At 69.8% G+C, this 26,148-nt stretch carries 22 protein-coding genes and 1 pseudogene; 15 read left to right on the forward strand and 8 right to left on the reverse strand.

Annotated elements, in window-relative coordinates; translation table 11 throughout:
• Nucleotides 1–9 precede the first annotated feature (9 nt).
• From ACP6CK_RS29355 to ACP6CK_RS29365, 3 genes and pseudogenes are all read left to right on the forward strand, one after another.
• Nucleotides 10–798 carry a cyclase family protein gene (locus ACP6CK_RS29355; RefSeq protein ID WP_426960069.1) on the forward strand — a complete coding sequence of 263 codons (789 nt, stop codon included), beginning with the start codon at nt 10–12 and terminating at the stop codon, nt 796–798.
• On the forward strand, nt 795–1,745 hold the full coding sequence (locus ACP6CK_RS29360) for a Bug family tripartite tricarboxylate transporter substrate binding protein (protein ID WP_426960070.1): 951 nt from the start codon (nt 795–797) through the stop codon (nt 1,743–1,745). The genes ACP6CK_RS29355 and ACP6CK_RS29360 overlap by 4 nt, the downstream gene beginning before the upstream one ends.
• A gap of 121 nt (nt 1,746–1,866) precedes the next feature.
• Nucleotides 1,867–2,010: pseudogene (locus tag ACP6CK_RS29365) on the forward strand (IS630 family transposase); the annotation flags it as partial.
• Between the two features lie 7 nt (nt 2,011–2,017).
• Here the strand turns inward: ACP6CK_RS29365 and fahA are convergent.
• The 6 genes from fahA to ACP6CK_RS29395 all read right to left on the reverse strand — a co-directional run bounded on the left by fahA (nt 2,018) and on the right by ACP6CK_RS29395 (nt 10,199).
• Nucleotides 2,018–3,337, reverse strand: coding sequence for a fumarylacetoacetase (fahA, locus tag ACP6CK_RS29370; protein ID WP_426960071.1), 1,320 nt, complete (start codon nt 3,335–3,337; stop codon nt 2,018–2,020).
• Entirely contained in the window at nt 3,334–4,311 is a 978-nt protein-coding gene (locus ACP6CK_RS29375) for a Bug family tripartite tricarboxylate transporter substrate binding protein (RefSeq protein ID WP_426960073.1), read from the reverse strand. Before ACP6CK_RS29375 ends, fahA begins: the two co-directional genes overlap by 4 nt.
• A gap of 37 nt (nt 4,312–4,348) precedes the next feature.
• Nucleotides 4,349–5,338 (reverse strand): Bug family tripartite tricarboxylate transporter substrate binding protein, encoded by a 990-nt coding sequence (locus ACP6CK_RS29380; RefSeq protein ID WP_426960075.1) that lies wholly within the window; start codon nt 5,336–5,338, stop codon nt 4,349–4,351.
• Nucleotides 5,335–7,110, reverse strand: coding sequence for a hydantoinase B/oxoprolinase family protein (locus ACP6CK_RS29385; protein ID WP_426960076.1), 1,776 nt, complete (start codon nt 7,108–7,110; stop codon nt 5,335–5,337). The genes ACP6CK_RS29380 and ACP6CK_RS29385 overlap by 4 nt, the downstream gene beginning before the upstream one ends.
• Nucleotides 7,107–9,173 (reverse strand): hydantoinase/oxoprolinase family protein, encoded by a 2,067-nt coding sequence (locus ACP6CK_RS29390; RefSeq protein ID WP_426960077.1) that lies wholly within the window; start codon nt 9,171–9,173, stop codon nt 7,107–7,109. The genes ACP6CK_RS29385 and ACP6CK_RS29390 overlap by 4 nt, the downstream gene beginning before the upstream one ends.
• Before the next feature lie 114 nt (nt 9,174–9,287).
• On the reverse strand, nt 9,288–10,199 hold the full coding sequence (locus tag ACP6CK_RS29395; RefSeq protein ID WP_426960078.1) for a LysR family transcriptional regulator: 912 nt from the start codon (nt 10,197–10,199) through the stop codon (nt 9,288–9,290).
• Nucleotides 10,200–10,745: 546 nt separating this feature from the next.
• Here ACP6CK_RS29395 and ACP6CK_RS29400 point away from each other — a divergent pair.
• The 10 genes from ACP6CK_RS29400 (at nt 10,746) to ACP6CK_RS29445 (ending at nt 20,978) form a co-directional block, all read left to right on the forward strand.
• Nucleotides 10,746–10,871 carry a hypothetical protein gene (locus ACP6CK_RS29400; RefSeq protein WP_426960079.1) on the forward strand — a complete coding sequence of 42 codons (126 nt, stop codon included), beginning with the start codon at nt 10,746–10,748 and terminating at the stop codon, nt 10,869–10,871.
• A gap of 153 nt (nt 10,872–11,024) precedes the next feature.
• Entirely contained in the window at nt 11,025–11,354 is a 330-nt protein-coding gene (locus ACP6CK_RS29405; protein ID WP_426960080.1) for a hypothetical protein, read from the forward strand.
• Complete coding sequence (locus ACP6CK_RS29410) at nt 11,347–12,216, forward strand: segregation and condensation protein A (RefSeq protein ID WP_426960081.1); 870 nt, start codon at nt 11,347–11,349, stop codon at nt 12,214–12,216. Before ACP6CK_RS29405 ends, ACP6CK_RS29410 begins: the two co-directional genes overlap by 8 nt.
• A gap of 217 nt (nt 12,217–12,433) precedes the next feature.
• Nucleotides 12,434–13,384: an ABC transporter permease gene (locus ACP6CK_RS29415; protein ID WP_426960082.1), complete on the forward strand. Its 951-nt coding sequence runs from the start codon at nt 12,434–12,436 to the stop codon at nt 13,382–13,384.
• The gene (locus tag ACP6CK_RS29420) at nt 13,381–14,202 is read left to right on the forward strand and encodes an ABC transporter permease (RefSeq protein ID WP_426960083.1); all 822 of its coding nucleotides are present in this window, start codon (nt 13,381–13,383) and stop codon (nt 14,200–14,202) included. The genes ACP6CK_RS29415 and ACP6CK_RS29420 overlap by 4 nt, the downstream gene beginning before the upstream one ends.
• Complete coding sequence (locus tag ACP6CK_RS29425; protein ID WP_426960084.1) at nt 14,199–15,794, forward strand: dipeptide ABC transporter ATP-binding protein; 1,596 nt, start codon at nt 14,199–14,201, stop codon at nt 15,792–15,794. Before ACP6CK_RS29420 ends, ACP6CK_RS29425 begins: the two co-directional genes overlap by 4 nt.
• A gap of 161 nt (nt 15,795–15,955) precedes the next feature.
• Nucleotides 15,956–16,624, forward strand: a complete 669-nt coding sequence (locus ACP6CK_RS29430) for an alpha/beta hydrolase (RefSeq protein WP_426960085.1) — start codon at nt 15,956–15,958, stop codon at nt 16,622–16,624.
• The gene (locus tag ACP6CK_RS29435; RefSeq protein ID WP_426960086.1) at nt 16,621–18,183 is read left to right on the forward strand and encodes an ABC transporter substrate-binding protein; all 1,563 of its coding nucleotides are present in this window, start codon (nt 16,621–16,623) and stop codon (nt 18,181–18,183) included. The genes ACP6CK_RS29430 and ACP6CK_RS29435 overlap by 4 nt, the downstream gene beginning before the upstream one ends.
• Nucleotides 18,184–18,703: 520 nt before the next feature.
• A complete protein-coding gene (locus ACP6CK_RS29440) occupies nt 18,704–20,047 on the forward strand; it encodes an amidohydrolase family protein (RefSeq protein ID WP_426960088.1) in 1,344 nt (447 codons plus the stop codon).
• Between the two features lie 358 nt (nt 20,048–20,405).
• A complete protein-coding gene (locus ACP6CK_RS29445; protein ID WP_426960189.1) occupies nt 20,406–20,978 on the forward strand; it encodes a metal-dependent hydrolase in 573 nt (190 codons plus the stop codon).
• Nucleotides 20,979–21,411: 433 nt separating this feature from the next.
• Here the strand turns inward: ACP6CK_RS29445 and ACP6CK_RS29450 are convergent, their stop codons facing one another.
• Nucleotides 21,412–21,585, reverse strand: a complete 174-nt coding sequence (locus ACP6CK_RS29450; protein ID WP_426960090.1) for a hypothetical protein — start codon at nt 21,583–21,585, stop codon at nt 21,412–21,414.
• Between the two features lie 54 nt (nt 21,586–21,639).
• Here ACP6CK_RS29450 and ACP6CK_RS29455 point away from each other — a divergent pair, with 54 nt between their 5' ends.
• Together ACP6CK_RS29455 and ACP6CK_RS29460 are read left to right on the forward strand one after the other, a co-directional pair.
• Nucleotides 21,640–23,070: an amidase gene (locus ACP6CK_RS29455; RefSeq protein WP_426960091.1), complete on the forward strand. Its 1,431-nt coding sequence runs from the start codon at nt 21,640–21,642 to the stop codon at nt 23,068–23,070.
• Entirely contained in the window at nt 23,067–24,635 is a 1,569-nt protein-coding gene (locus ACP6CK_RS29460; protein ID WP_426960092.1) for an ABC transporter substrate-binding protein, read from the forward strand. Before ACP6CK_RS29455 ends, ACP6CK_RS29460 begins: the two co-directional genes overlap by 4 nt.
• 257 nt (nt 24,636–24,892) lie before the next feature.
• Here ACP6CK_RS29460 and ACP6CK_RS29465 read toward each other — a convergent pair whose 3' ends face one another.
• The gene (locus ACP6CK_RS29465) at nt 24,893–25,888 is read right to left on the reverse strand and encodes a xanthine dehydrogenase family protein molybdopterin-binding subunit (protein ID WP_426960093.1); all 996 of its coding nucleotides are present in this window, start codon (nt 25,886–25,888) and stop codon (nt 24,893–24,895) included.
• Between the last annotated feature and the right edge of the window lie 260 nt (nt 25,889–26,148).

Here is a 26,148-nt window from a genome sequence, read left to right on the forward strand (position 1 = left end):
AGAGAGAGCATGGCCAGGCGCATCATCGACATCTCGGTCGCGCTGCGATCCGGGATCGCCTCGGACCCGCCCGGGGCGGAGCCGCGCATCCAATACATGAACCACCACGACACGGCCCCGAAGATGGCCGAGTACATGGGCATCCCCGTCTCCGCCCTGCCGGAGGGGGAGTACTGCGCGGCGGAGCGCGTCGATCTCTCCACCCACAACGGCACGCATTTGGACGCGCCCTATCACTTCTTTTCCCGCATGGACGAGGCGATGGTCCCTGGCGGCCGCCCCTCGACCCGCATCGACGAGGTGCCGCTGGAGTGGTGCTTCCAGCCCGGCGTGCGGCTCGACTTCCGCCACATGGAGGACGGCTATGTCGCGACGCCCGGCGACGTTGAGGCGGAGCTGAAGCGCATCGGCCACGAGATCCGGCCCCTGGACATCGTGGTGGTCAACACCCGCGCCGGCAGCCGCTACGGGCAGGACGACTACATCCACGCGGGCTGCGGTATGGGCAAAGCCGCGACGCTCTGGCTGCTGGAGCGCGGCGTGCGGCTGGTCGGCACCGATGGTTGGTCCTGGGACGCGCCCTTCTCCCACACGAAGCGCAAGGTGGCCGAGACCGGCGACGCCTCCCTCATCTGGGAAGGCCACCGCGCCGGCCGGGAGATCGGCTACTGCCACATGGAGAAGCTCAGCAACTTGGAGGCGCTGCCGGATCACGGCTTCACCGTGATCTGCTTTCCCGTGAAGATCGAGCGCGCCTCCGCCGGCTGGACGCGGGCGGTCGCGGTGATCGAGGGATGACGCAGGTGCGCCGCCTAGCCCTCGGCGCGGCCCTCGCGCTCGTCGCGAACGCCGCACAGTCCTTCCCGGACCGGCCGATGACGATGGTGCTGCCCTACGCGCCCGGCTCCGGCGCCGACGCCTTCTCCCGCGCCATCGGGGAGCACTTCGCCCGCGTGCTCGGCCAGCCCGTCGTGCACCTGAACCGGGATGGCGGCTCGGGCGTGGTCGGCATGCGGTCGGTCGCCACCAGCCCGCCGGACGGCCATACCTTCGGCCTCACGCCGATGACGGCCATCGTCGTACAGCCCCACATGGTCCGCAACACCGGCACCACGCCGGACAACTTCGCGCCGATCTGCGGCACCAACGAGAACGTCCTCTCCGTGGTCGTCCGGGCCGACAGCCCCATCCGCACGCTGCCCGAACTCGTGGCAGAGGGCCGGCGCCGCGCGCTGACCTTCGGCTCGGCGGGCCCGAACTCCCTTCCGCAGCTGGCGGTCTGGCGGGTGCAGCGCGCGACCGGGGTGGACTTCACCCATGTCCCCTTCCGCGGCGATCCGCCGCACCTGACGGAGCTGATGGCCGGACGGCTGGACTTCTCCGCCTCGGTCGTCTCCTCGGCCTCCGAGTTCATCAACGCCGGCCGACTGCGCCTCCTCGCCGTCTTCTCCGAGGGACGGGCGGGCGATTATCCGGATGTCCCGACGGCACGGGAGCAGGGAGTCGACGCCCTCCAGTTCTCCCAGGTCGGCCTCTATGCGCCCGCGGGCACGCCGGAGCCCGTGCTGGACCGGCTGGAGGCGGCCTGTCGCTCCGGCCTGGAGGATTCAACGGTCCGCCGCGTCGCCGCCGGCACGCGCGTGGTCGTCCGCTACATGAGCCGCGCCGATTTCACCCGGATGATCCGCAGCGAGTACCTCGCGTACGGCCCCATCCTGCGCGAGTTGGGTGTGCAGCCGGAATAGGCGGTCACGGTGGCCAGAAACGCCGCCCTGCCCGCAGGCGCCGAATAGCAGAAGGCAGACCGTAACGAGGCAGCCCGGACCGTCGGTACTCGGTTCCGTCAGGGTCATTTCTCAGCGAAACTCAAAACTCAAGGCCCTCCTCCGACGCGCCGCCGTCCGTGACCGCGACGCCCTCTGGACCACCATCGGCCGCCTCCTCGACCTCTTCACCCCCTCCGAGTGCGCCCGCTACCTCGCTCACTACGGCTACACACGGTCAGAGTGAATCGGCTCTAATCCGCTTCGGCAGATGGCATCACTGTCCCGCTGCACTCTCCGAAGCCGATGGATGCGGCGCCCTCTCCCCGACACCAAGCGGAGAGCACCATTTCGTCGCCATCCTCCAAGAAGGTCCGGGTCTCATTGCCAGGAAGGGGCAGCGGAACCTTGCCGCCCTCGCTCGCCTCCAGAAGGCAGCCACGTGTACCCGGCTCGAAACCGGAAATGGTGCCGCTGCCCAGCACATCGCCGGGCAGCAGGTTGCAGCCGTTGCTCGTATGATGCGCAAGCATCTGCGCGAAGGTCCAGTAGAGCCAGCGCGCATTGCCTCGTCCGACAACGGTGGGCGCGGCGCCGTGTTCTCGCATGGACGGGCTGCTGATCGTGGCGGAAACGGCGATGTCCAGCCCGCCCGCCGCCTCGTTCGCCGGATCGGACAGGTGCGGCAGCGGTGGCGGCTCCTCCGTGCCCTGGCGCGGCCGGGCCGGCACGCGGAAAGGCGCCAGCGCTTCGAGGGTAACGATCCAGGGGGAGAGGCTGGTGAGGAAGCTCTTGCCGAGGAAGGGTCCCAGAGGCTGGTACTCAAAGCGCTGCACGTCGCGCGCGGACCAATCGTTCATCAGGCACAGTCCGAAAAGGTGCGATTCCGCCCGGGACAGTGGAATCCGCTCACCCAGCGCGTTGCCGGGGCCGACGATCGCCGCGAGCTCGCACTCGTAGTCCAGGCGCCGGGTCGGGACGAAGACGGGCGGCTCCCCCGGCGCCGCCTGCACCTGCCCCATCGGCCGGACGCAGGGTGTGCCCGAGACCCGCAGGGAGGAGGGGCGACCGTGATAGGCCACGGGCATCCACCGGAAGTTCGCGTTCACCGAGGCGTCGTTGCGCATGACGCGCCCGGCGTTCATCGCGTGTTCCAGGGAGCAGAAGAAGTCGGAGTAGTTCTCCGGCCGCACGGGCAGCGCCACCTCGGCCTCAGCCATCGGGATCAGCGCCTCCGCCAGCCTCGGCCGCTCGGCCCTCTCGGCCAGAAGGGCAGAAAGCGCCCCCCGCAGCGCCGACCAGTGCGACGGGCCGAGAGCGAGAAGGGGATTCAGCACGGGCCCGGCGCAGGCGGCCGCGGCCTCTGCCGCCAGGCCGTTGAAGGCGCCTAGCGCCGACCAGGCCGGCAGGTCCACGATACGGTCGCCGATGGCCACGCCGCCGCGAAAGACGTCGTTGCCGCCCCGCCGGCGGAACACGCCGAAGGGCAGGTTCTGGATCGGGAAGGGGCTGGAGGGGTCCGTCGGCACCCAGCTCCGCAGGGAGGGATCGTGCGTGGCGTTGAGGGTATTCACTCCGGCTGGATCCCAATCGAGGTGGCGAGTTCGCGGAAGTCCCGGACCTCGCGCTGCATGAGGTCGCGGAAGCCTTCCGGCCCCATGCCCACCGGCTCGGCGCCGAGCGCCGCCAGGCGCTGCCGCATCGCCGGCTCCCCCATGACGCGGGTGGACAGCTCCGCGATGCGGGCGGTCAGCGCCGCCGGCATCCCGGCCGGTCCCTCCAGCCCGATCCAGGTGTCGGAGCGGAAGCTCGGATAGCCCGTCTCGGCGAAGGTCGGCACGTCGGGAAGGAAGCTGCTGCGCTGCGGGCTGCCGATGGCGATCGCCCGCACCGCGCCGGACTGGATATGCGGCAGCGCCGAGTTCACCGCCGAGACGCCGATCGGCACGTCGCCGGCGACCACGGCGGTGATGCTTTCGTTGGAGCTGCGATACGGGATATGCCGCAGTCGGATGCCGGTCGCGCGCTCGATCTGGCTGGCGAAGAAGTGCACCGTCGTGCCGATACCGGAGGATGCGTAGGCCATGTCCTCCGGTGGCCGGCTCCGGACCAGCTCCAGGAAGCCGGGAAGGTCCCGCACCGCCACGCTGTTGTGGACCAGCAGGACGTTGGGCGAGGTGACGAAGAGCGTGATCGGATCCAGGTCCCGCAGCACGTCGATCGGTAGGTTCTTCATCATCGCCGGCAGGATGGTCATGGTGCCCGGCGCGACGAGCAACGTGTGCCCGTCCGGGGCGGCGCGCGCGACCTGGGAGGCGGCGACGACGCCGCTGGCACCCGGCCGGTTCTCCACCACGAAGGGCTGGCCGACGATCGGGCGCAGCGCGTCGCCCAGCAGGCGGGCGGCGACGTCGGCCACGCCTCCCGGCGCGAAGCCGACCAGCAGCCGCACCGGACGGTCCGGCCAGGACGGCGCCTGGGCACGCGCGCCGCGCGCAAAGATAGCCGCGCCGGCCGTGCCGAGCAGGCCACGCCGCGTGGGCGCCAAGACAGTATTTTTCTTCATTCGTTCCCTCCCTGATCGTCTATTCGAGACGGATGCCCGAGGCGGCGATGACGCCGGCCCAGCGCGCTGCGTCCTCCCGCAGGAACTCGGCGAAGGCGGCCACGGGCTGCACCATGGGTGCGGCCAGGAAGCCCTCGGTGATCCGTGCGGCGACGTCGGGCGCCTGCATGGCGCGACCGATGGCCCCGTTCAGCCTTTCCACGATCGGGGCCGGCGTCCTGGCAGGCGCCACGATCGCGTACCAGGCGCGGACGACGACCTCCGGATAACGTTCCGCGATCGCCGGCGTGTCGGGCAGGGCGGGGTGTCGCTCCGTGCCGGTCACGGCCAGGGCACGCACCCGCCCGTCGCGTTGCAGGTTCACAGAGGTGGCGATGCTGGTGATCATCGCGTCGATGTGCCCGGCCGCTACGTCGCTAGCGGCTGCGGCCGCACCGCGATAGGCAACATGCGTCAGCACGATGCCCGTGGCCCGCTGGAGCATGAGCATCGCGAGATGCCCCGTGCTCCCCTCCCCCCAGGATCCGAGCCGGAGACCGCCAGGGCGGGCGCGGGCGAGCGCGAGGAACTCATCGAAGCTGCGGGCGGGCACGCCCGAATGAACGATCAGCGCGAAGCTCTGGATCGCAAGCGGTGCGACGCCGACGAGCTCTCGCTGCGGGTCGTAGCCGATGTTGGGGTTCAGGCGCGGGTTGATGGACCAGGTGTCAGCCAGCGCCACGCCGAGGGAATAGCCATCGGCCGGGGCGCGCACCACCGCCTCGGTGCCGATCATGCCGTTGGCGCCGGCGCGGTTCTCCACCACCACTGGCTGGCCCCATTCCTGGTGCAGCTTCTCCGCGACCAGCCGCGGAGCGGCGTCCGTGATCACCCCGGGCGGGAAGGGAACGATGATTCGGATGGGGCGGGTCGGGTAGCCGGCGGCTTCCTGCTGCGCCAAGGCTCCGTGGGCAGCCGTCCCGGCCAGCGCGGCGCAGAGCAGGCCGCGGCGGGCGATCCTTGAGGTCATTCGGCGTCTCCTCCCTGGCGCTCCGCGCGCAGCGCCGCGGTCGCCTCCTCATCCACCGACAGGTCGTCGCAGAGGATGACGGCATAGGCCTCGCGCGCCTGCCCCACGGTCACGTAGCCCTGGACGACGTCGTCCCGGACGCGCTCAGGCTCGCGCGCCTCCGGCGGGCCGTAGCCGCCGCCGCCGCCCGAGACGATCCGCAGCCGGTCGCCGGGATGCAGCTCGTAGATTCCCTTCCAGGCCCGAAGGACGCTCCCATCGGTGGCGCGCCGGATCTCCACGAAGCAGGTTGCCGCCGCGTGGCCCCCGGCCAGGCCCCAGGGCGGACAGCCACCCCGCTCGAACTTCAGGCTCACCTTCGCCGGGGCAAGCACCTCGTAAAGCTTCTCCACCCCCAGCCCGCCGCGGCGGCGCCCGGGCCCGCCGGAATCCGGCCGCAACGCCTTGCCCTCCAGCCGGAAGGGGTAGAGCGCCTCCTGCATCTCCACCGGGATGTCGGGCACGTCGCCATGGGCGTTGGACCGGAGCGGGAAGGCCCCGTCCTCGGTCGCGGAGGCGCCCCAGCCGCCGGTCGCGGTGTCGAGGTTGGTGAAGAGGGCGCCGCTCTCCGGCAGGCGGCCGAACAGCGTGTGGACGCCGTAGGTGCCGTGATGCGCGGCGCGGGCACGGTCGGGCAGCGCCTCCCCCAAAGCCCGGAGGATCGTGTCCACCACGGTCGGGATGGTGTTGCCGGACCCGCCGATCGGTGCGTCCGCCCGCGCGGTGAGGAAGGTGCCATCCGGCGCCACCACATCAAGCCGGTCGAAGTCACCGCTGTTCACCGGCTCCTCCGGCGTCAGCAGGTATTTCGCCGCGATGCGTGCCGCGGCGACGGCACCGCCATTGCGCCCGGCGTTGGAGGGGCCAGGCATCTGCGCGCCGAGGCCGCTCAGGTCCACCGTCAGCCGCTCGCCGTCCGAGTGGACGGCGACCTTCACCGGCACGGGGCCCCCGCCCTCCCCGTCGAGGAAGGATTCCGCGTGATAGGTGCCGGCCGGCATGGCGCGGATCACGCCGCCGGCCGCGGCGGCGGCCTGGCGGCGCATGGCCTCGGTCGCCGCGCGCAGCGTGGTCGCGCCCCGCCGCCGCACGATGTCCAGCACGAGGTCGCGGCCCATGAGGCAGCCGCCGAGCTGCGCCTCCAGGTCGCCCAGTAACAGCCGGGGAAAGCGGGTGTTCGCCGCCAGCAGCCGGAGCATCCCCTCCACCCGCACCCCGCGGTCGAGCAGCTTGAGGCTCGGGATCTGCAACCCCTCCTGCCACACGTCGGTGGTGGAGGTGCCGGTGGAGGAACCGGGGGCGGAGCCTCCCACATCGATCCAGTGCACGAGCACGGCGAAGAAGCCGAGCAGCGGCCCGTCCGCTTCCCCGCCCTCCCGCACCGGGGTGTGCAGGACGACGTTGTTCAGGTGCTGGCCAAGCGTCGCCGGGTTGTTCGTCATCACCGCGTCGCCGTGGCGCAACGTCTCGGCGCCGAAGACCCCGATCCCCTCCCGCACCGCGGTGCCGAGGGCGTTGGCGACGAAGATCGGCAGGCTGCCGCGGGACTGCGCGATCAGCGCCCCCTCCGGATCCACCAGGCCCACGGCGTAGTCCTTGTATTCCTGCACGAGCGGGCTGAAGGCGGTCCGCTCGATGTTCCGCTCGATCTGGTTCGGGATGGAGAGGATCTCGTGCCGGACGATCTCCAGCTCGATGGGATCGTGGCGGGCCACGGGCAGAGCGTCGTTCACGCGCGGGCCTCCCCGGCGGGCGCGACGCGGATCGCGATCTCGCCCAGCGCTCCCACCACCGCCTCGTCCCCCGGGCCGAGGAGGGTGGTGGAGCTGTATTCCTCGATGATGGCGGGGCCGGTCAGGCGGAAGCCGGCGGGCAGGTCGGGGCGCCACCAGACCGGCGCCTCCACCCAGCCCGCCCCGTCACGCAGGGGGCGGTGCGCGGCGGGGAGGGGATCGGGGCCGCCCGCCGGTGGGGCGAGGGCGGAGAGGTCCGGGCGCGCCGCCGCGGCCTCCGCCACCACCCGCAGCCCGACCACCTCCGGCGCGAAATCCTCGCCGAGGCTGCGGCCGAAGCGGCGGCGATAGACCGCCTCGAAGGCGTCCCGCAGCGCCTCCGTCTCCAGCGCGCCGGCGATGTCCACGAGCACCGCGTGGCGCTGCCCGCGGTAGCGCATCTCCGCTTGGTGCCGGAGCGTAGGGGGAGCGTCGCCGAACTCCCGCACGGCGGCCGCCTTCGCCTCCGCCTCCAGCGCGGCCAGCACCTCCGTCAGGGCTGTCAGCCCTTCGGCCGACAGATCGGCCACGACGCTGCGGGCCACGTCCAGCCGCGCCCCCGCCAGCAGCATGCCGAGGGCGGAGAAGTTCCCGGGCTCCGGTGGCACCACCACGCGCGGGATGCCAAGGCCGCGCGCGAGGTCAGTGCCGAAGATCGGCCCGCCGCCGCCGAAGACGAGCAGGGCGAAGTCGCGCACGTCATGGCCGCGGGCGACGGTGATCTCCTTGATCGCCCCGGCCATGAGCGTGCCGGCGAGGTCGAGGATCCCGCGCGCGACCCGCGCTTCCTCGCCCGCCCCGTAGCCGAGCGGCCGGGCGATCCGATCCCGGATCGCCGCCCCGGCTGCCGCTGCGTCCAGACCCAACCGGCCGCCAAGAAAGCGCTCGCCGCCGATCCGGCCGAGGACGAGGTTCGCGTCCGTCACGGTGGGCTCCGTCCCGCCGCGCCCGAAGGCCACCGGCCCGGGCTCCGACCCAGCGCTGCGCGGGCCGACATGCAGCCGCCCCTGCGGGTCGACCCAGGCGATGGAGCCGCCGCCGGCGCCGACCTCCACGATATCGAGCACGGGGCTGCGGATCGGAAAGCCACGCAGGGGGCCGCCGACCCAGTAGGTGGAGCCGACGGCGAAGCCACCTTCCTCCACCAGCGCGCACTTGGCGGTGGTGCCGCCCATGTCGAAAGCCACGACGCGGTCGAGGCCGAGGGCGCGGGCGTACTCCGCCGCCGCGATCACCCCACCGATCGGCCCGGATTCCACGAGCGAGACGGGCCGCTCCACGGCGGCGGCGAAGGGCATGATGCCGCCATTGGACCCCATCATGGAGAGCGAGCCTCCGAACCCCTCTCCGGCCAGCCGCCGCTCGAAGCCGGCGGCGTAGGCCGCCACCGCGGGGCCGACGAAGGCGTTCGCGGCGGCCGTGGTGCCGCGCTCGTACTCGAACCATTCCCGCGTGAGCGCCGTGCCCGTGGTGATGAAGCGGCCGGGCAAGCGGGCGCGCAGGATGGCGGCCACCTGTTTCTCATGCGCGGGGTTGGCATAGGCGTTGAGCAAGGACACGGCGACCGCCTCCACGCCGGCGCGGTCCAGCACGCTGGCCAGCGCTTCCACGGCCGCCTCGTCCAGCGGCTTGATCACCTCGCCCCGCGCGCTGATCCGTTCCGGCACCTCGAAGCAGAGGGCGCGGGGGATGAGCGGGGGGTCGCGGCGGAAGTTGAGGTCGAAGGGCACGGGCCGGTTGCCGCGGCCGAGTTCCAGCACGTCCCGGAAGCCCTTGGTGGCGACCAGGGCAGCGCGGGCACCGCGGCGTTGCAGGAAGGCGTTGATGACATGGGTCGTGCCGTGACGGAGAGAGGCCATGGCTGCAGGCTCGCCACCCGCCTCGGAGAGCCCTGCCACGACGCCTTCGACCAGGTCGCCATAGGTGGTCAGCGTCTTGCCGAAGCGCAAGCGCCCGCTGGCCGGGTCATAGACCGCGACATCCGTGAAGGTGCCGCCTGTATCAGCTGCGACAAGGTGCTGCACCCTGGCGTTCTCCCCACCGGTCTTGAGAGCCGGCAGACGTAGATTCGGACAGGGGACCGCCGCCGGCCAGCCTTGGATCGGACCGAGCTTCGTGCAGATTCTGCACGAATGGGCTTACCCCTGGGCGCGATGTAGCGCGATCAGCCGCTCCACGACGTGATCGGCGAAGAGCCGGGCGCGCAGCGGCATCTCCCGGTGCGCGAAGAGCACCCACATGGCCGGCGGGTCCCCATCCGCGTAGACAGACCGCAGCGCCGGCAGCAGTTCGACGAGCCGACCCTCTGCCAGGGCCCGCCGCACCAGCGTGTCCGAGAGGCGTGCGATGCCCGTTCCCTCGATGGCCAGTTCCCGCAGCATCGTCCAGCTGTCACAGGAGATGTGAGAGCGGACGGGCTGGGTCGTGATAGTTCCGCCCGCCGCCTCGAAGCTCCATTCGGTCGGCTCGCTGACCGTGTGCGTCAGGCAGAGGTGCCGGACGAGGTCGGCAGGCACGCCCGGCGCCGGATGGCGCGCGAGATAGGCCGGCGAGGCGACGAGGCGCCGCCGGTACTCGTAAAGCCGCCGCCCGACGAGCGAGGCGTCCGGCCGGCGCCCCGCGTGAACGGCGATGTCACAGGCCCCGTCGAGCAGCCGCACCGGCTCCAGCGCGATGGAGACGGAAACACTGACATCAGGATGCCGCAGCGAAAAGGCGGCGATGATAGGCGGCATGTAGCCCGCCGCCGCAAAGTCATTGGTCGCGATCCGGACGAGACCGGAGACACGGCCTTGCGACGCGCCGATCTCCTCGTTCAACCGGTTCCAGTCCGCGACAGTCCCGCGCGCCCAGGCGAAGAGCGCCTGCCCGGCCTCGGTTGCTACAAGGGAACGGGTAGTCCTCAGCAGGAGGCGGGCTCCCATGCGGCTCTCAAGAGCTGCGATCCGGCGGCTTGCCAGGGAGGGCGAGAGCCCGAGCTGCCGGGAGGCGCCTGCGATGCTGCCATGCTCAATGACGGCGACGAACAGTCTCAGCCCGTCGAACTCCATGCTACAAGGTCTCCTGACCGCTCTCTCGCACTACGGCCACCCGACGGCTGGCTCTGCAGACGACGATGCCGACACGGCCCAGCTTCGCCTAATGGACTACGTTAGGGTTTCCGCGTCCCTGCTGACTGCCTGCACGGCGTATCGATAAGCCAGGGCACCATGTCCCGCCCGGCGCTTCGGCCGGATGCCGAACAGCCGGCCACACGCGAAGCCCCTCCGATCAGCCTCGTTGGCGTGGACTTCTGATAGTGCCTCCCCGATTCTCACTGCCTTGCTCAGGAACTCTCCGCTTCGCCTGGCAAAGCCCCGAGGGCCAGCTCGCGGTAGAGGGTTGATCGGCCCATGCCGACCTGTTGTGCCGCCTTGCTGGGCGACAGGCCGCCTCGGATCAGGGTGACGGCAGCCTGGAGCTTCTCCGGGTCGAGGGGTGGTCGCCCCGGCGTCCTACCTCCTGCTCGTGCGGCCGCGATGCCGTCTCTCGTCCTTTCGGCGATTAGGCGCCGCGAGGGCGCTGGGAGAGGAGACGCCCCGGAGACCGGCGCGGCGGTGGCCCCCGACGTCCTGGCGCTCGCCAGCCCGGACTGGTTGTTCCACCACCTCGACGTGACCGGGCCGGTGGAAGACCTCGCCCTGTTCCGCCTCGCGGCCGCCGGACCGGGGGTGATCCCCTGAACCCACGGACGGGCCGGGGAGGAGGAGGACCTGTTCCACCTCCTCGCCGCCCCACCCCGGGGCGAGCGGGTCCTCTCGCTCCAGGGGTGCCGGATCGTCGCCTCCGGGCTCCGGGCGGCGCTGGAGAGGGCGGACGAGCGGGTCCGCGCGGCGGTGAGCCGCCCGGGTGGGCCGGTGCTCTTCGACCTGCACCGGCTCGTCCCGGTGCCGGCCGAGGTGCTGCGCCTCGGGCCGGGGCACCCGGACGCGCTGCGCTGGCTCTGGACGCACTGGGGCACGACCTGGCCCCTGCGGCACGTGGCGCACCGGGTCGAGGCGCGGCGGCCGGGCGGGAAGGGCAGGGGAGGGGACCTGGCCGCCTCCGCCCGTCTGTCGCTCGCCTTCTGGTCGGCGGACTGGACGCCGTGGGCAGCACTCCAGCAGGTGCGCGAGACCTGGCCGGCGCTCTCCCTCACCGTCCGACCCCACTACGACGATGGCTGAGGCGGACGGCGACGGAGACGAGCAGGCCGCCGAGGAGGAGGGGTGGGAGGTCGCCCGCAACGGCACGCCGCCCGGGCGCGAGGCGCTCCACCTCGACCTCCGGGGCTATGCCGGACCGCTCGACCTGCTGCTCGATCTCGTCCGGGCCGGGCGGGTCGACATCGGCGCGATCTCGATCCTCGACCTGGCTGGGCAGTTTCAGACCGCGGTGGAGCGGGCCATCGCGCGGCGGGACGTGCCGCTGTCCCGGCTCGGGGGCTGGCTGGTCGCGGCGGCGAACCTGGCCCTGCTGCGCTCGCGCCTGCTCCTGCCGGCGGACAGCCGAGAGGGCCAGGAAGCCCGACAGGAGGCCGACGCGCTCCGGCGCCAACTCGCGGACCGGGCGGCTGTCGCGGCGCTCTCAGACTGGCTCACGCGGAGACCAACCCTCGGGCGGGAAGTCTTCGCGCGCGGCGCGTCGGACGAGGCGCATGGGGCGGGTGAGGGGAGGGGGGTACCGCCCGTCGCGGACTTAACGACGCTGCTGCGGGTCTGCCTGGAACTGATGCGCCGGCCCGAGCGCGTGCCGGCTTATCAACCCACCCCGCCGGACATTTGGCGCCCGCCAGCGGCCCTCGACCGTATCCGGCGCATGCTGGGGGAACTCGACGCTGCTGGTGAAGCGGGTGCGCTGCCGCTCGAGATCTTTCTCCCGCCATGGGAAGCGATGCGCAGTCCCCTCCAGCGGCGAGCGGCCATCGCCTCCACCCTCGTCGCCGGACTGGAACTCGCGCGCGACGCGGTCACGCACCTCGAGCAGAATGCGCCTTTCGACACGATCACCGTCCAGCGAACCGGATCGGCGCTGCCATCAGTCGCGTGATCTCCATTGCGGCCCGGCTCCGCCCGGCGAGGCCGCTGGGATGGACTGTGCTTGGCACATATCCTCTGACTGCCATCGATGGTCTGATTCCGGTGGTGATCCGGTACACGAGGAAGGGGCGCCGCCCAGGTGCCGCTCCGGAATGTTCGGCCGACGAAGTGCTTTTCATGTCGGCGAAATCGTGATCCGATCCGGCAAGAGTTCTTAGGGACAACGCGTGCATTTACTGCGCTACGCCGGACTGCGCCTGCTTTCGGCCATCCCGACCATCCTGCTGGTCGGGATCGCGGTCTTCCTGATTGTGCGCCTGGTGCCGGGCGACCCGGCCCGAATCCTCCTCGGCGATGCCGCGACGGAGGAGGCGCTGGCCGACCTCCGGGGACAGATGGGCCTGGATCGTTCCATTGTAGAGCAATTCATCATATGGGGCGGTAACGTCCTGCGCGGGGATCTCGGGAACTCGATTGCGAACGGCCACCCGGTGCTGCCGCTGGTGCTGGACCGCTTCGCCGTGTCGTCCTCCATTGTCCTGGTAGCGGTGGGGCTAGCGGCGCTTGTCGCGGTACCCGCGGGGATGCTGGCCGCGTGGCGGCAGGGATCGGCGAGGGATCTGGCGGTTGTAGCGCTGTCGTCGCTGCTGCTGTCGCTTCCCTCGTTCTGGCTCGGGCTGATCCTGCTCCTGGTGTTCGGACTGGAACTTGGATGGTTACCGGTGGTGGGCTATGTGCCGCTGGCCGATGACGCGCGGGGCTGGCTGATCGGGCTGATCCTGCCGATCGCGACCCTCGCGCTGGTCGAGGTGGGCGTCATCGCTCGCATGGCGCGATCCGCGACGATTGAGGTGCGGCGGCTGGAATATATCGCGCACGCCCGCGCGAAGGGCCTGCGAGAATCGACGGTGCTGTGGGTCCACGCTTTTCCCAACGCCTTCGCGCCGACCTGGACGCTGCTGGGGCTCATTCTCGGGAACCTGCTGGGTGGAATCGCGGTGGTCGAGACCGTCTTCACCATTCCCGGCCTTGGGCGATTACTGGTGGATGCCATCTATGCGCGGGACTATCCGGTCGTGCAGGGCTGCCTGCTCTTCATTGCGCTCGTCTACGTCGTGGTCAATGCACTGGTGGATCTGGCCTATCCGCTCCTCGATCCGCGGGTAACGGCGGAGTGAGGCTGGCGCGCGCAAACCTCTACATTGGCGCGGCGCTGGTCGCGCTCATCGTCGGCGCTGGGCTGCTGGGGCTGTTCTGGACGCCCTATGATCCGCTCGGCGTCAGCATCCGGGCGCGCTTCTTGCCGCCCGGGGCGGCTCACTGGCTGGGAACGGATGAGTTCGGGCGGGACGTGCTGTCGCGGTTGCTCGCCGCCTCGGCGGTGTCGCTGCGAGTTTCGGTGATCACCGTCGCCTTCGCGGTGGCGGCAGGCACCGTGATCGGGCTGGCGGCCGGCTTCTTCCGAGGCTGGGTGGATCGCTTGCTGATGATGGTCAACGACGCACTGCTCGCCTTTCCCGGAACGCTGCTGGCGCTCGGCCTCGTTGCGGTGCTCGGGGCAAATGAAGACGGAATCATCCTGGCCCTCGGCATCGCCTATGCACCGAGCGTCGCGCGGGTGGTCAGAGGCAGCGTGCTAGGGCTGCGAGAGCGGGAGTTCGTGGAGGCATCGCGGGTTCTGGGCAACGGCGAGTGGTTCACCCTGCTTCGCCACGTCCTGCCGAACTGTGCGGCACCGATCATCGTCCTCGCCACTTCCATGCTCGGACTGGTGATGCTGAGCGAGAGCGCGCTGTCCTTCCTCGGCCTCGGCGTGCCGCCGCCGGCGGCGACCTGGGGGAACATGCTGGCGGCCGCTCGGCCCAATCTCGGGACGGCGTCCTGGCTGGGGATCTTTCCGGGCCTGGCGATCGCGGCGGCGTTGCTGGGCTTCAACCTGCTGGGCGACGCGTTGCGCGATTGGCTGGACCCCCGCATGGCCGGGGGCACGTCATGAGCGCACCCCTGCTGGAGATCGATGGCCTGACCGTCTCCTTGCCAGACGGGAGAGCCGTGGTGAAGGACCTGTCCTTCTCGATTGCGCCCGGTGAGGCCGTGGCGCTGGTGGGCGAGAGTGGATCGGGCAAGACGCTCGCTGCGCGAGCCGTGCTGGGACTGTTGCCGGCACCGCTGGCGCGCACCGCCGGTTCCATCCGTCTGCTCGGACAGGAATTGACCGAGCTGAGTGCTGAAGCGATGCGGCGCGTGCGCGGGCGGGAGATCGGCATGGTCTTCCAGGAGCCGATGATCTCCCTCAATCCCGCGCTGCGTATCGCCCGACAGATGACGGAGGCGCAGATCCTCCATCTCGGGCTCTCCCGGGCAGAGGCCGAGCAGCGCGCGGCGGCGATGCTGCGGCGGATCGGTCTCGATGATCCAGAGGGCGCGCTGGCGAGCCATCCGCACCGCTTCTCTGGCGGCATGAGGCAGCGGATCCTGATCGGCTCCGTCATGCTCCTCGGCCCGAAGCTCATCCTGGCGGATGAGCCGACCACGGCGCTGGACGCCATCACCCAGCGTGAGGTGCTGGATCTGATGGCGGAACTGGCGCGGGAGGCCGGGGCAGGAGTGCTGCTGATCTCCCACGACCTGCCGCTGGTAGCGGGGTTTGCTGCCCGGACGGTGGTGATGTTGAAGGGGGAGCGGGTGGAAGAGGGGGGCACGGCCGGGCTACTGCGAGCGCCCAGCCATCCCTACACGAAGCGGCTGGTGGAGGCGCTTCCTCGGCGCATGCCCTCCAGCCAGCCATCCCACACGAGACCGTTGCTGCGGGCGGAGGGCCTGTCGGTTACCTACCCCGGCCGGATCGGGCTGCTGGGGCGCGCTCCGGGCAAGCAGGCGGTGGACGAGGTGACGCTCGATATCGTGCCAGGCGAGACGCTGGCCCTCGCGGGAGCGTCCGGCTCGGGAAAGACGACGCTCGGGCGGGCGTTGCTGGGATTGCTGCGACCATCCGGAGGGCGCGTGGTCTTCGACGGGCACGACATTGCAGCATTTGGGTCATCGGAGCGCCACGGCTTCCGCATGGCCTGCCAGCTGGTGTTCCAGGATCCATTCAGCAGCCTTGACCCGCGTCAGCGCGTCGCCGCCATCCTGGCGGAGCCGCTGCGTCACGTGCGGGGTATGGATCGGGCCGCCCGCGACCGCCGCGTGGACGGAATGCTGGAGGAGGTGGGGCTTCCCGGCTTCGGCACACGCCTGCCGCACGAACTCTCCGGCGGGCAGCGTCAACGCGTAGCCATCGCGCGTGCGCTGATCCGCCGCCCGCGGCTGGTGGTGGCGGATGAGCCGGTCTCGGCGCTGGATCTCACGGTGCAAAAGGCGATCCTCGCGCTTTTCCGCGAGCTGAAGGCGCGGCACGGCTTCGCGGCACTGTTCATCACCCACGATATCGGCGTGGTAGAAGAAGTGGCGGACCGCGTCGCCGTGATGGAGAACGGCCGTATTGTCGAGGAAGGGCCCAAGGAGGCGGTGCTGGACCATCCGACTCATCCCTACACGAAGCGGCTGCTCTCGGCGGTGCCGGCGCGGCTTGCGGGGGCAGCGTGAGCCTCGGAGCTTATGACCGCGGGTTGACGGCGGCGCGGGCCTGTCGGGCCGATCCGCGATTCTCGTATGTCTGCTACGTGCCGCGGGACCACGATCCCGTAGGGCCGCCGCGTCCCTTAATCGTCGCGGTGCATGGTAGTCTGCGGGACAATGCCCGGACGGTGGCCTGGTTCGTCGAGTTGGCTGACCGGCACGGAGCGATCGTACTGGCGCCGCTGTTTCCCGTCGGCATCCCGGATGGAGAGGACGACGGGGCCTACAAGCGGCTGGCGGCTCACGGGCTGCGCTTTGACCTCGTGTTACTGGCGATGATTGAGGACGCGGCTCGAACCTGGCGGATCGAGACGGAACGCTTCTTCCTGTTCGGATTCTCCGGTGGCGGACATTTCGCGCATCGCTTCCTGTTGGTGCACCCGCAGCGACTCTGCGGCGTGTCCGTTGCGGCGCCAGGCATCGTGACCCTGCCTGTAGCAGAGCATTCCTGGTGGGTCGGGACCGCGGACATGGTTACGGTGTTCGGGCGTTCGCTCGACAGAAACGCCCTTGCGCGCGTGCCGGTGCACGCGGTCGTGGGGGAGGATGACACCGAGACCTGGGAGATCACGCCCCAGCCTGGTGGCGTGTGGGACCGACCGGAATACCGGCTCGCGGGAGCAGATCGGCCGGCACGACTGGCGGCACTGGTGGAGGCGTTGCGCGACCTCGGTACCGACGTGCTGCACGAGTCAGTCCCCGGCGTGGCGCACCAGGGCGCACCGCTCGCGGCCCGCGCCTGCAACTTCTTCGACCGGCTTCTGGCCGGACCCGATTCGATGGAGGAACCCGGATGAAGCGCTCCCTCATCTCCGCCGTGGCAGCGCTGCTGGCTTGGCCTGCACTGGCGCAGCCGGCGGACCAGCCGCGGATTGGCGGTACGATGACGATCGTGCTCAACGCGGACATCCGCTCCACCGAGCCCGGCATCAACCGCGACGGCAACACCGATACTGTAATGCATGTCGTCGCGGAGACGCTCGTCGCGCATCGCGCGGACCTTTCCGTCGGGCCGCTGCTGGCGAGCAGATGGGTTATCAGCGAGGATGGCGCAACCTATACCTTCACGCTTCGGGCTGGTGCCCGCTTCCACAATGGCCAGCCGGTCACCTCCGAGCATGTGCGGTGGCTGTGGGAACGGCGTATGGGGACGAACCCGGCTTGGCCCTGCAAGCGCATCTTCACCAGCCGCACCCTGAACGTGACGGCGGTCGAGGCACCTGCACCCGATACGGTTGTCTTCCGCCTACAGGGGCCGAGCGCGGTGTTCCTACCCTGGTTGGCCTCGCCACAGTGCAATTTCGCGCCCGTGCATCCGGACAGCATCGGGGCAGATGGTGCTTGGCGGGCACCGATCGCGACCGGCCCCTATCGGCTGGCAGAGTGGCGACCCGGTCAATTCATCCGACTAGAACGCTTCGCCGCCTACGTACCGTTGGAGGAAGAGTCCTCCGGCTATGCCGGTGCTCGCCGGGCTTATCTGAACGAGGTACGCTTTCGCGTCATCCCCGACGCGGCCGCGGCCGAGGCGGCGCTTTACTCCGGGGAGGTGGACCTTCTCACCGACCTTCCTGCCCTGCGGGCGCAGGGGGCGCGGAACCGGAGAATGCAGGTAGCGAACATCCCCGGCCTTGGCTGGAACACCTTGCTGCTCAACACCCGCGACCCGCTGCTGCGAGACGTGCGGGTGCGGCGGGCCATTGCCCACGCGATCGACAGGGCCGCTATTGCGGAGGCGCGCACCGGGTCCGCGGCGAATGCGGGGCCTTCCGTAGTGCCTCGGCCATCCGCCTTCTTCGGGCCGGAGTTTGAGGCTTGGCCGGCATACGACCCCGCCCGGGCCCGCGCTCTGTTGCGGGAGGCCGGCTATGGCGGGCAAGTCCTCCGCATCCAGACCAATCGACGCTACGATGGCATGTACGAGTCTGCCGTGCTGGTGCAGGCGATGCTGACGGCGGTTGGAATACGAGCCGAGCTGGAGGTGATCGACTGGGCGACACAGCTCGAGCGCTACCAGCGCGGTCAGTTCACGCTACAGGCATTCTCTTTCTCTGCGCGCTTCGATCCTTCGCTGATGCTGGGAGCCTTCGTCGGCAGCAAGGACGAAGCGGCGACGGCGCAATGGGAAGACCCACGGGCCATCGAGCTGGCAGCGGAGAGCGGCCGCGTGTCCGATCCTGGGCCGAGACGCGCCACCTTCCTGGAGCTGCATCGCCTGATGGCGGAACAGGTGCCGATTGTCGGCCTGTACTACGATCCGTCACTGGAGGCCTGGAACCCACGGATCCGCGGCTACCGTCCTTGGGCCGCGAACAAGCCGATTGTTTGGGGCGTCTGGCGGGCGGACTCTCGCTGAGTCGCGAGGACTGCGGGCAGGATTACCGGCAACAGGCTTCAACTACGGAAGAGATCGTCTGAGTGTCGAAGTCGGCCTGCACCAGACGCCAGGCCAGCGGGCGGTGGTAGTGGCCGGCCTGCTCCAGGCCGATGGTGTCAGATGCCCCAAGGCCTGCAGCTCGGCAACCAGCCGGTCGTGCTTGGGACGGGTGTTAGTCGCCATCAGCCGGCGGCGGCGGGCAGCGGGTACCTCGATCAGCACCTCGCTGCTGAGTTTGGCGATGTAGACGGCGACAAGGGCCGCTGCTGCAGGGGTAGGATCGATCCTGGTCATGGCCGGTCGGCTCCTCCGGGTGTGGCTTGACACCATTAATGTGGAGGCTTGATGACCGGTCGTGGCCGGCTTTGACCGGGTCAGGTCCGGCCGGGTTCAGACTTCCCGATGTCCTTTGAACCCGTAGGTCTGCGCAAGTCACCAGTGGACGGCCGGGTGAAGGACGCGCATCGTCCCTCGAAGCAAACGATCCGGGAGAACGTCCATGCGCCTCGGCCGTCGCAGCTTCGCCCTGGCCCTTGCCGGGCTTCCCGTTGCGCGCCTTTCTCCCGCCCGCGCCCAAGCAGCACCATCCATCCTGCTGGACAACGTCCGCTTCTTCGACGGCCGTGCCATGACGTCACCCACGCGTCTGCTGATGGCCAGCGGTGCCGTCCGCATCCTCGGCACGGATGCGGCGCCGGACGGGGCGCAACGCGTGGACCTCTCCGACCGGTACATTATCCCCGCCATGATCGCGGCTCACTCTCACATCGGCCACACCTCCGGCGCGACCTCTGGCCGCCAATACTACACGCGCGAGAACGTCGAGGCGCAACTCCGCCGCTACCAAGCCTTTGGGATTGGCGCTGCCGCCTCACTCGGCCTCAATGCCCCCCTCTTTCACGAGCTCCGTGCCGAAAGCCGTACCGGCCGCCTCCGCGGTGCGCTTCTCCTCGGCGCCGGTCCGGGTCTGGGTATGCCGGAAGGTGCGCCTCCTGCTGGGCCTATGAACCTGTCCGATGATCAGGTCATCCGTCCCGCCAACGCCGCCGCCATGCGCCAGGGCGTGAACGACCTGGCCGACAAAGGAATCGACATCGTCAAGGTCTGGATCGATGGCCTCGGTGACACGGTACCCCAGATGACCCCCGAGATGGCGCGCGCTGCTGTCGAGGCCGCACACGCGCGCGGGTTGAGGGTCGCGGCTCACATCCACGACCTCTCCCAGGCCCGTCTCGCGGTGGGGGCCGGCGTAGACATCCTCGCCCACGGTATCCGCGACAAGGAGGTGGATGACGGCCTGCTCTCGCTCATGCGGCAGCGCGGGACCTGGTACATCCCCACAATCCAGATTGACGAGGCCGAGTACCTCTACGCCGACGATCCCGCGATCACAGAAGACCCCTTCCTGCGTGCCGCACTCGATCCCGCAATGGTGGCCCGCATGCGGGATCCGGCCTGGCGCGCGGCTCAACTCGGCCGTGCCGCCCCGCGCCGGTCGGATGTGCGGATCAACAAGCTGAATCTGAAGCGCATCCATGACGCCGGAATCCCCGTCGCCTTCGGTACGGATTCAGGCGGCACCCCGCTCCGTGTCCAGGGCTTCGCCGAACATCGGGAACTGGAGCTAATGGTTGAGGCCGGTCTCACCCCGGCTCAGGCTCTCGACATTGCCACCGCTAAGTCCGCACAACTCCTCGGCCTCACTGATCGCGGCAGTGTTCGAGATGGTCTGCGTGCCGACCTCGTGGTGCTAGACGCGGACCCGACAGCCAGCATCCGCAACACGCGCCGTATCGTACGCGTCTACCAGGCTGGACAAGAGGTTGCGGGAAGCATCACCTGACGGCTCGAAGGCTCCTCGACCTGCACGGTTATCTATGTTTCCCATCCGCCGATAGGCGGCTCAAGACTGCCTTGGGAACTTGGCGAGGGGAGACGGACGGCCCCGCATGGCGGCAGGGTGTTACGCTAAGCTGGCCTCCGTTAGGTCCGCTACTTCGTCATGTGGTGGGGCCACTTCCCTCGGATGCCCAAGGCATTCAGATCGCCCCCTGATCCTGCGTGGGTTACGGATCGCGACGCTCAGAGCCGGCGCAGGCATGATACGAGACCAGACAAGAAAATGAACAATTGCAGGATTGTATCCCGAAGTCCTGCATTACATGCTGAAGATCTGGGGCCAAAGGGACCCAGTCGCGATGATGGCTGGGTCACACATTGCGTTAGGAGCGGCAGCCTGGCTCGCCGCCGCTCCTCATCTGGGGCTCTCGGCGGCGTCCCCCACCTGTCTCGGCCTAGCCGTGTTCGGCGCACTGTTGCCCGACATCGACCATCCGAAGTCCTGGGCAGGCCAGCGGATACGGCCGGTGTCTCACCTGATTGCCAAAATCTTCGGTCACCGCGGCATCACCCACTCACTCCTCGCCGTGGCGGCCTGCGCTTGGCTCGCGCTTCAGCAGCAGGCCTCTCCCCACCTCGCGTGGCCCCTGACAGTGGGATACCTCTCGCATCTCGGCGCCGATCTGCTGACGCCGCGTGGCTTGCGTCTGCTCTGGCCAGTCCGAGGCACCTGGGCACTGCCATTGTGCAGAGCGGGATCCCCATTCGAGCCGCTCATCGTCGCGCTCATACTGACCTGGGCTTGGACGACGGCGAAGGAGCTGCCGGACCTGCGGAATGCTTGGCATCCGACCATCAAGCCTGCCTCCGAGATCGTTCCACGCCAAGTGCCCCTACGATCTGCTCCTCCACCATCCCACGTTGCCTCACGCTGAAGCCCGTACGACATTTGCGTAGGACGAATTGCGGCTTCACGGCCTGTTCACCGTCCACCAACGGTAGGGCATTGTTGGAAAAGTCAGCGCGAAGAGCTGGGTAGCGGTGTTGCGGAAATTCCTCTTTGAGTATCCCCATGCCGCTCCGCCCGCAGCAGCCGATCCCGCCCGTGTGTGAATGGGCGCTGCATCTCCCAGTATATCTCAGGCGAGAGCCAGCGGGTCGCCTACTCACACGCGCGCCACCCTGGGGGTAGCTGCTGACGGTCCGCCGAGGCTCGACGCATCGCTGCGGTTTCCCAGAGAGCCACGCGCCAGCCTCATCCATCCTCTATGCGCCTCGGCCTGGATTACGCGTCACCACCCAGCCGTGTTCAACTGCGCCCTCCTGAGTAGTCAGTCCATAGGGCAGAAAGGTATCAGGACGGGCCGCCTACTCGCGCAGTCGCGCGATCTTCGCTCGAAGGTCGCGGTACTCCGCGGCCGTCGCGGCAAGCCATTCCGGTGGCAGGGCGATCCCCGCCCGTGCCAACGCCTCGACCAGTTCGACCTCTCCGCTGTCGGGAGTCGCCGCGATCGCCGGCTCTTGGTACCGTCGCTCCGACATGTCAGCTCCGCTCGCTATCCCACCTCGTCGCGCGGTGCCCGAGGGCGACACGCGATGAGGCCTGAAGCCTATCCCCGCCCCACCGCCATGGTCGAGGGCACGCCCTCCCTCGCCGCGGCAGCACGCGGGTTGCGTGACGGTACCCTCACCGCCGTTTCCCTCGCGCGGGACGCCCTGGCCCGGATCGCCGCGACTGACCCCGTCATCCGTGCCTTCGTGCGCCTCGACCCCACTGCCGCCCTTGCCCACGCCGCTCGGGCCGACGCGGAACTCGCGGGCGGCCACGACCGCGGCCCCCTCCACGGCATTCCCACGGCGATCAAGGACATCTTCGACGTCGCCGGCTGGCCGACAACCTGCAACTCCCGCACCCGCCCCGACACGCCGGCCGCAGAGGACGCAGCGGTCGTCGCCCGCCTGCGCGCGGGCGGCGCGGTCATCCTCGGCAAGCTGGAGACCTACGAGTTCGCCCTCGGCGGCCCGACGCAGGAGGCGCGTTTCCCCCCAGCGCGCAATCCCCGAGACCCCGGGCGCATTCCCGGTGGTTCCTCCTCCGGCTCGGCCGCTGCCGTGGCCGCGGGGATGATCCGGATGGCGCCCGGATCCTGCACAGCCGGGTCCATCCGTGGCCCGGCCGCTTGGTGCGGCATCGTCGGGCTGAAGCCCACCCTCGGTCGCGTCTCCTGCCGCGGCGCTTTCCCCCTCGCGCCGACCCTCGACCATGTCGGTCCTCTCGCCTGGAGCGTGGAGGACGCCGCGATCGCGCTCGGCGTCATGGCTGGGCACGATCCGCGGGACGAGGCAAGCGTCGATCGTCCCGTGCCGGATTACCGCGCCCGACTGGGTGACGGCGTAGAAGCGTTGCGGATCGGCGTTCCCCGCCATTTCTTTGCGGCCTCCCCTCTCCTCGCCCCCGAGGCCCGCGACGCCATCGAGGCTGCGATCGACTACCTGCGCGCCGCCGGCGCGACGGTGACGGACGTGACCCTGCCGGACTACGATCTCTTCCTCGCCGTTAACCGCGTGATCATGACGGCGGAAGCTCTGGCGATCCACGCCCCCGCCCTGCGCCGCGGCCCCCGCGGCTTCGCCCCGATCACGGCGCGGCGCTTCGCGGCCGGCGTCGCGATCAGCGCGGCCGACTACCTGGACGCGCTGCGCCTCCGCCGCGACCTCACGGCCGCACTTGACGGCGTCATGCAGGGGGCGGACCTCCTCCTCACCGCCATCTCGCTGGACGTCGCGCCCGTTGCGGCCGTAGGCGCCGAACCGACCGCTTGGCCATTGCAGGCCAGCCCCTTCAACGTCACGGGCCACCCCGCGATGAGCGTACCAGCCGGCTTCGGCCGGGGCGGGATGCCGCTCGCCGTGCAGATCGTCGGTCGTCCCTTCGACGAGGAGACGGTGCTTCGGGCCGGCCACGTCCTGGAACGCGCCTTTGCCCGCGACGAAACAAAAGAGAAGAACGAGGAGACCTCCGCATGACCACCCGCGTCATCCATGCTGCCGTGCTGGCAACAGCCCTGCTCTGCGCGCCGGCCAGGGCTCAGGAGCCTAGAAGCGTCCTGCGGGTCGTCCCGCAGGCCGACGTGGCCGTGACCGACCCCGTCTTCGGCACGGCCTGGATCTCGACCATTCACGGCACGATGGTCTGGGAATCCCTCTTCGCCTGGGATTCGAATATGCAGCCCCGGCCGCAAATGGTCTCGGACTGGGGCGTGTCGGAGGACGGGCTGCGCTGGCACTTCACCCTTCGCGAAGGCCTGCACTTCCACGACGGCTCGCCCGTCACGACCGCCGATGTCATCGCCTCCCTCCGCCGCTGGATGACGATCGACGCGACGGCCACCCGCATCGGCGCCGTGACCACGGGGATGACTGCGGTGGACGATCGCCGCTTCGAGTGGACGCTGAGGGAACCCTTCCCGGCGATGGTCTCCATCCTCGCCGCGGCGCCGTCGCGCTTCGCCGCGATCATGCGCGCGGCTGACATCCCGGAACGCGGCCGCCCCGCGACCACCCTCATCGGCTCCGGACCTTTCCGCTTCAATGCCGCCGCACGCGTCAGTGGCGACCGCGTGGTCTACGACCGCAATCCCGACTACGTGCCCCGAGCCGAGCCGCCGGACGGCCTCGCCGGCGGCCGGGTGGTGAGGGTGGATCGCGTGGAGTTCCGCATCCTCCCCGATCCCGCCACTGCCGCCGCGGCCCTTCAGGCCGGCGAGGTGGACTTCATCGAGCGCCCCTCCCTCGACCTCCTCCCCGTCCTGTCGCGCAACCGCGCTATCCGGGTGACGCGCCTCACCGACCTCGCGGGCCAGGCGATGCTGCGCCCCAACACCCTGCACCCACCTTTCAACGACGTCCGAGCCCGGGCGGCGCTGGCCTACATCGTGGACCAGGCGGAGACGTTGGCCGCCGGCTACGGCGACGAGACCTACTGGAGCCGCTGCAACGCCTTCTTCGTCTGCGGATCGCCGAACGGCACCCAGGCCGGGGCCGAAAGCTTCGGCCGCGACCTTGCCCGCGCCCGCCAGCTCCTGGCCGAGGCCGGCTATCGCGGCGAGCGGATCGTCTTCCCGACCACGACCGAGATCCCCTTCTTCGGCCGCATGGCGGAAGTGACGGCCTCGGCGATGCGTCAGGCCGGCATGAACGTCGACCTGCAATGGATGGACTGGCCCAGCGTGATCACCCGTACCTCCAGCCAGGCTTTGCCGGAGCAGGGCGGATGGAACATCTACGTCACCGGTGCACCCGGTCCGCTGATGTGGAGCCCGATGACGAACATCGGCGTGAACACCGCCTGCGACCGAAGCAACTTCGCTGGCTGGCCCTGCGACGAGGCCGCCGAGGTCCTGCGGCGCGCGTACATCAACGCCTCCGACGCCGACCGGCCAGCCTTGCTGGAACGCCTGCACCGGCGTCTTGCGGAGGTCCATCCCTACCGCCTGCTCGGCCAATCCTTCACGATGGTCGCCTACCGCACCAGCCTCTCGGGCGTGCTGCCCTCGCCCGTACCCGTGTTCTGGAACATCGACAAGCGCTGAGACCCTTGGCGGATGTTAGATTCTCAGCAATGAGCCAATTGGGCGGGAGTCGCATCAGGGCGCATTATGTTAGGCTGGAGCGTTCCCCTCTCGCACCCTTATCCACACTCGCTTGGCCCTTGGCTGGACGCCAACCATCCTCCTGCCAGAGTATTTCCGTGTTGCGGAACGGGGGACTGACAGGGTCATGAGCCTGCCAGCGCGCGGTGGACAGGCCTTGCTGGGGCAGGGGGCCGAGAAGCTCTACCCGGCAATTCTCAGAGCAGGTCTTCCACCCGGATCGGCAGGGTTCGTGGCCGGCGCCCTGTCGCATGGTGCACGGCGTTGGCGATGGCTGGTGCTACGCCCACCATTGCTACCTCGCCCAGTCCTTTCACGCCCGGCCCGTTCAGCTGTGGATCGGGCTTATCCACGAAATCGACCTCGATCACGCCGACATCAGCATGAACGGGCATCACGTACTCGGCCAAGTCTGCATTAAGGAAGCCGCCGTGCCGCGCGTCCACTTCGCTTACCTCTCGCAGCGCGGCGCCAATGCCCCAGACCACGCCGCCGCGCAGCTGGCTGGCCGCCGTGCGTGGGCTGACCACGCGGCCACAATCGGCCACGCTGACCACGCGCGGCACGCGGATGCGGCGCGTCGCCGGCTCCACCCGCACCTCCACGAAATGCGCGACGTGGCTGAAGCTGACAAAGTCGGGATAGGCCGGGCCTGCCGCCGCTGGTAGGCCGTTCGTCAGGCGGCCCATCACCGTCTCCGGCTGTCCCGGTGCGCGCCGACTCACCTCCACCTCCAGGAAAGGGCGACCGGCGGCGCGCAGCCGTTCCATAAGGCTGCTGCCGGCTGGCAGCGTGTCCAGGGCCTGCAGCAGCGCCTCGCAGGCGGCGTCGGCGGCCGGGACCGTCGTTGCCGTGCCCCATGAGCCGGCAGTGAGGTGCTGGGGCGTTGTGCCGGTGCTGCCGATCTCCAGCACCATCTGCGCCGGCCCAACGCCAAGGCGACGCTGTAACACCGCGGCGATGGCGTTGCGCATGCCCTGCCCCATCTCATGCCCGCCGACGCTGAGGCGGACCTCCCCGCCGGCTGAGAGGCGGAGCCGGGCCACCGCTGCCGCGGTCGCGGCCTTGTAGGCGCCGATTGCAACGCCCCAGCCGACCAGCGCGCCGTCCGGAGCCCGCATTGAGCCGGGCGCCATGCTGCGTCGATCCCAGCCGAAACGCGCCGCCCCGCCGGGCGTCGCGCAGGGCGGCATCACCGGCGGCGCGGGCCACCTCCGGCGTCAACCGCTGCCCGACCAGCCCCTGCTCGGCCTCCCGCGCCCGCCAGGGGCGTGTGGCGAGGCCACCGAGAGCGATGCGTGCCTCCTGCACCACCTCTCCCTCCACCCGCAGCGCGACGGCCGCCGAAGCGAGAGCAAAGGCGTAAGATTCCCGGTCCCGGATCTTGTGGTAGGTCGAAGCCCGGCCGAGCGGCGTGGTCGGCACGCGGACCCGCAGGATCATCTCGTCCCGC

The sequence above is a fragment of the Muricoccus radiodurans genome (assembly GCF_050154705.1).
GTDB classification, from domain to species: Bacteria; Pseudomonadota; Alphaproteobacteria; order Acetobacterales; family Acetobacteraceae; genus Roseomonas; species Roseomonas radiodurans.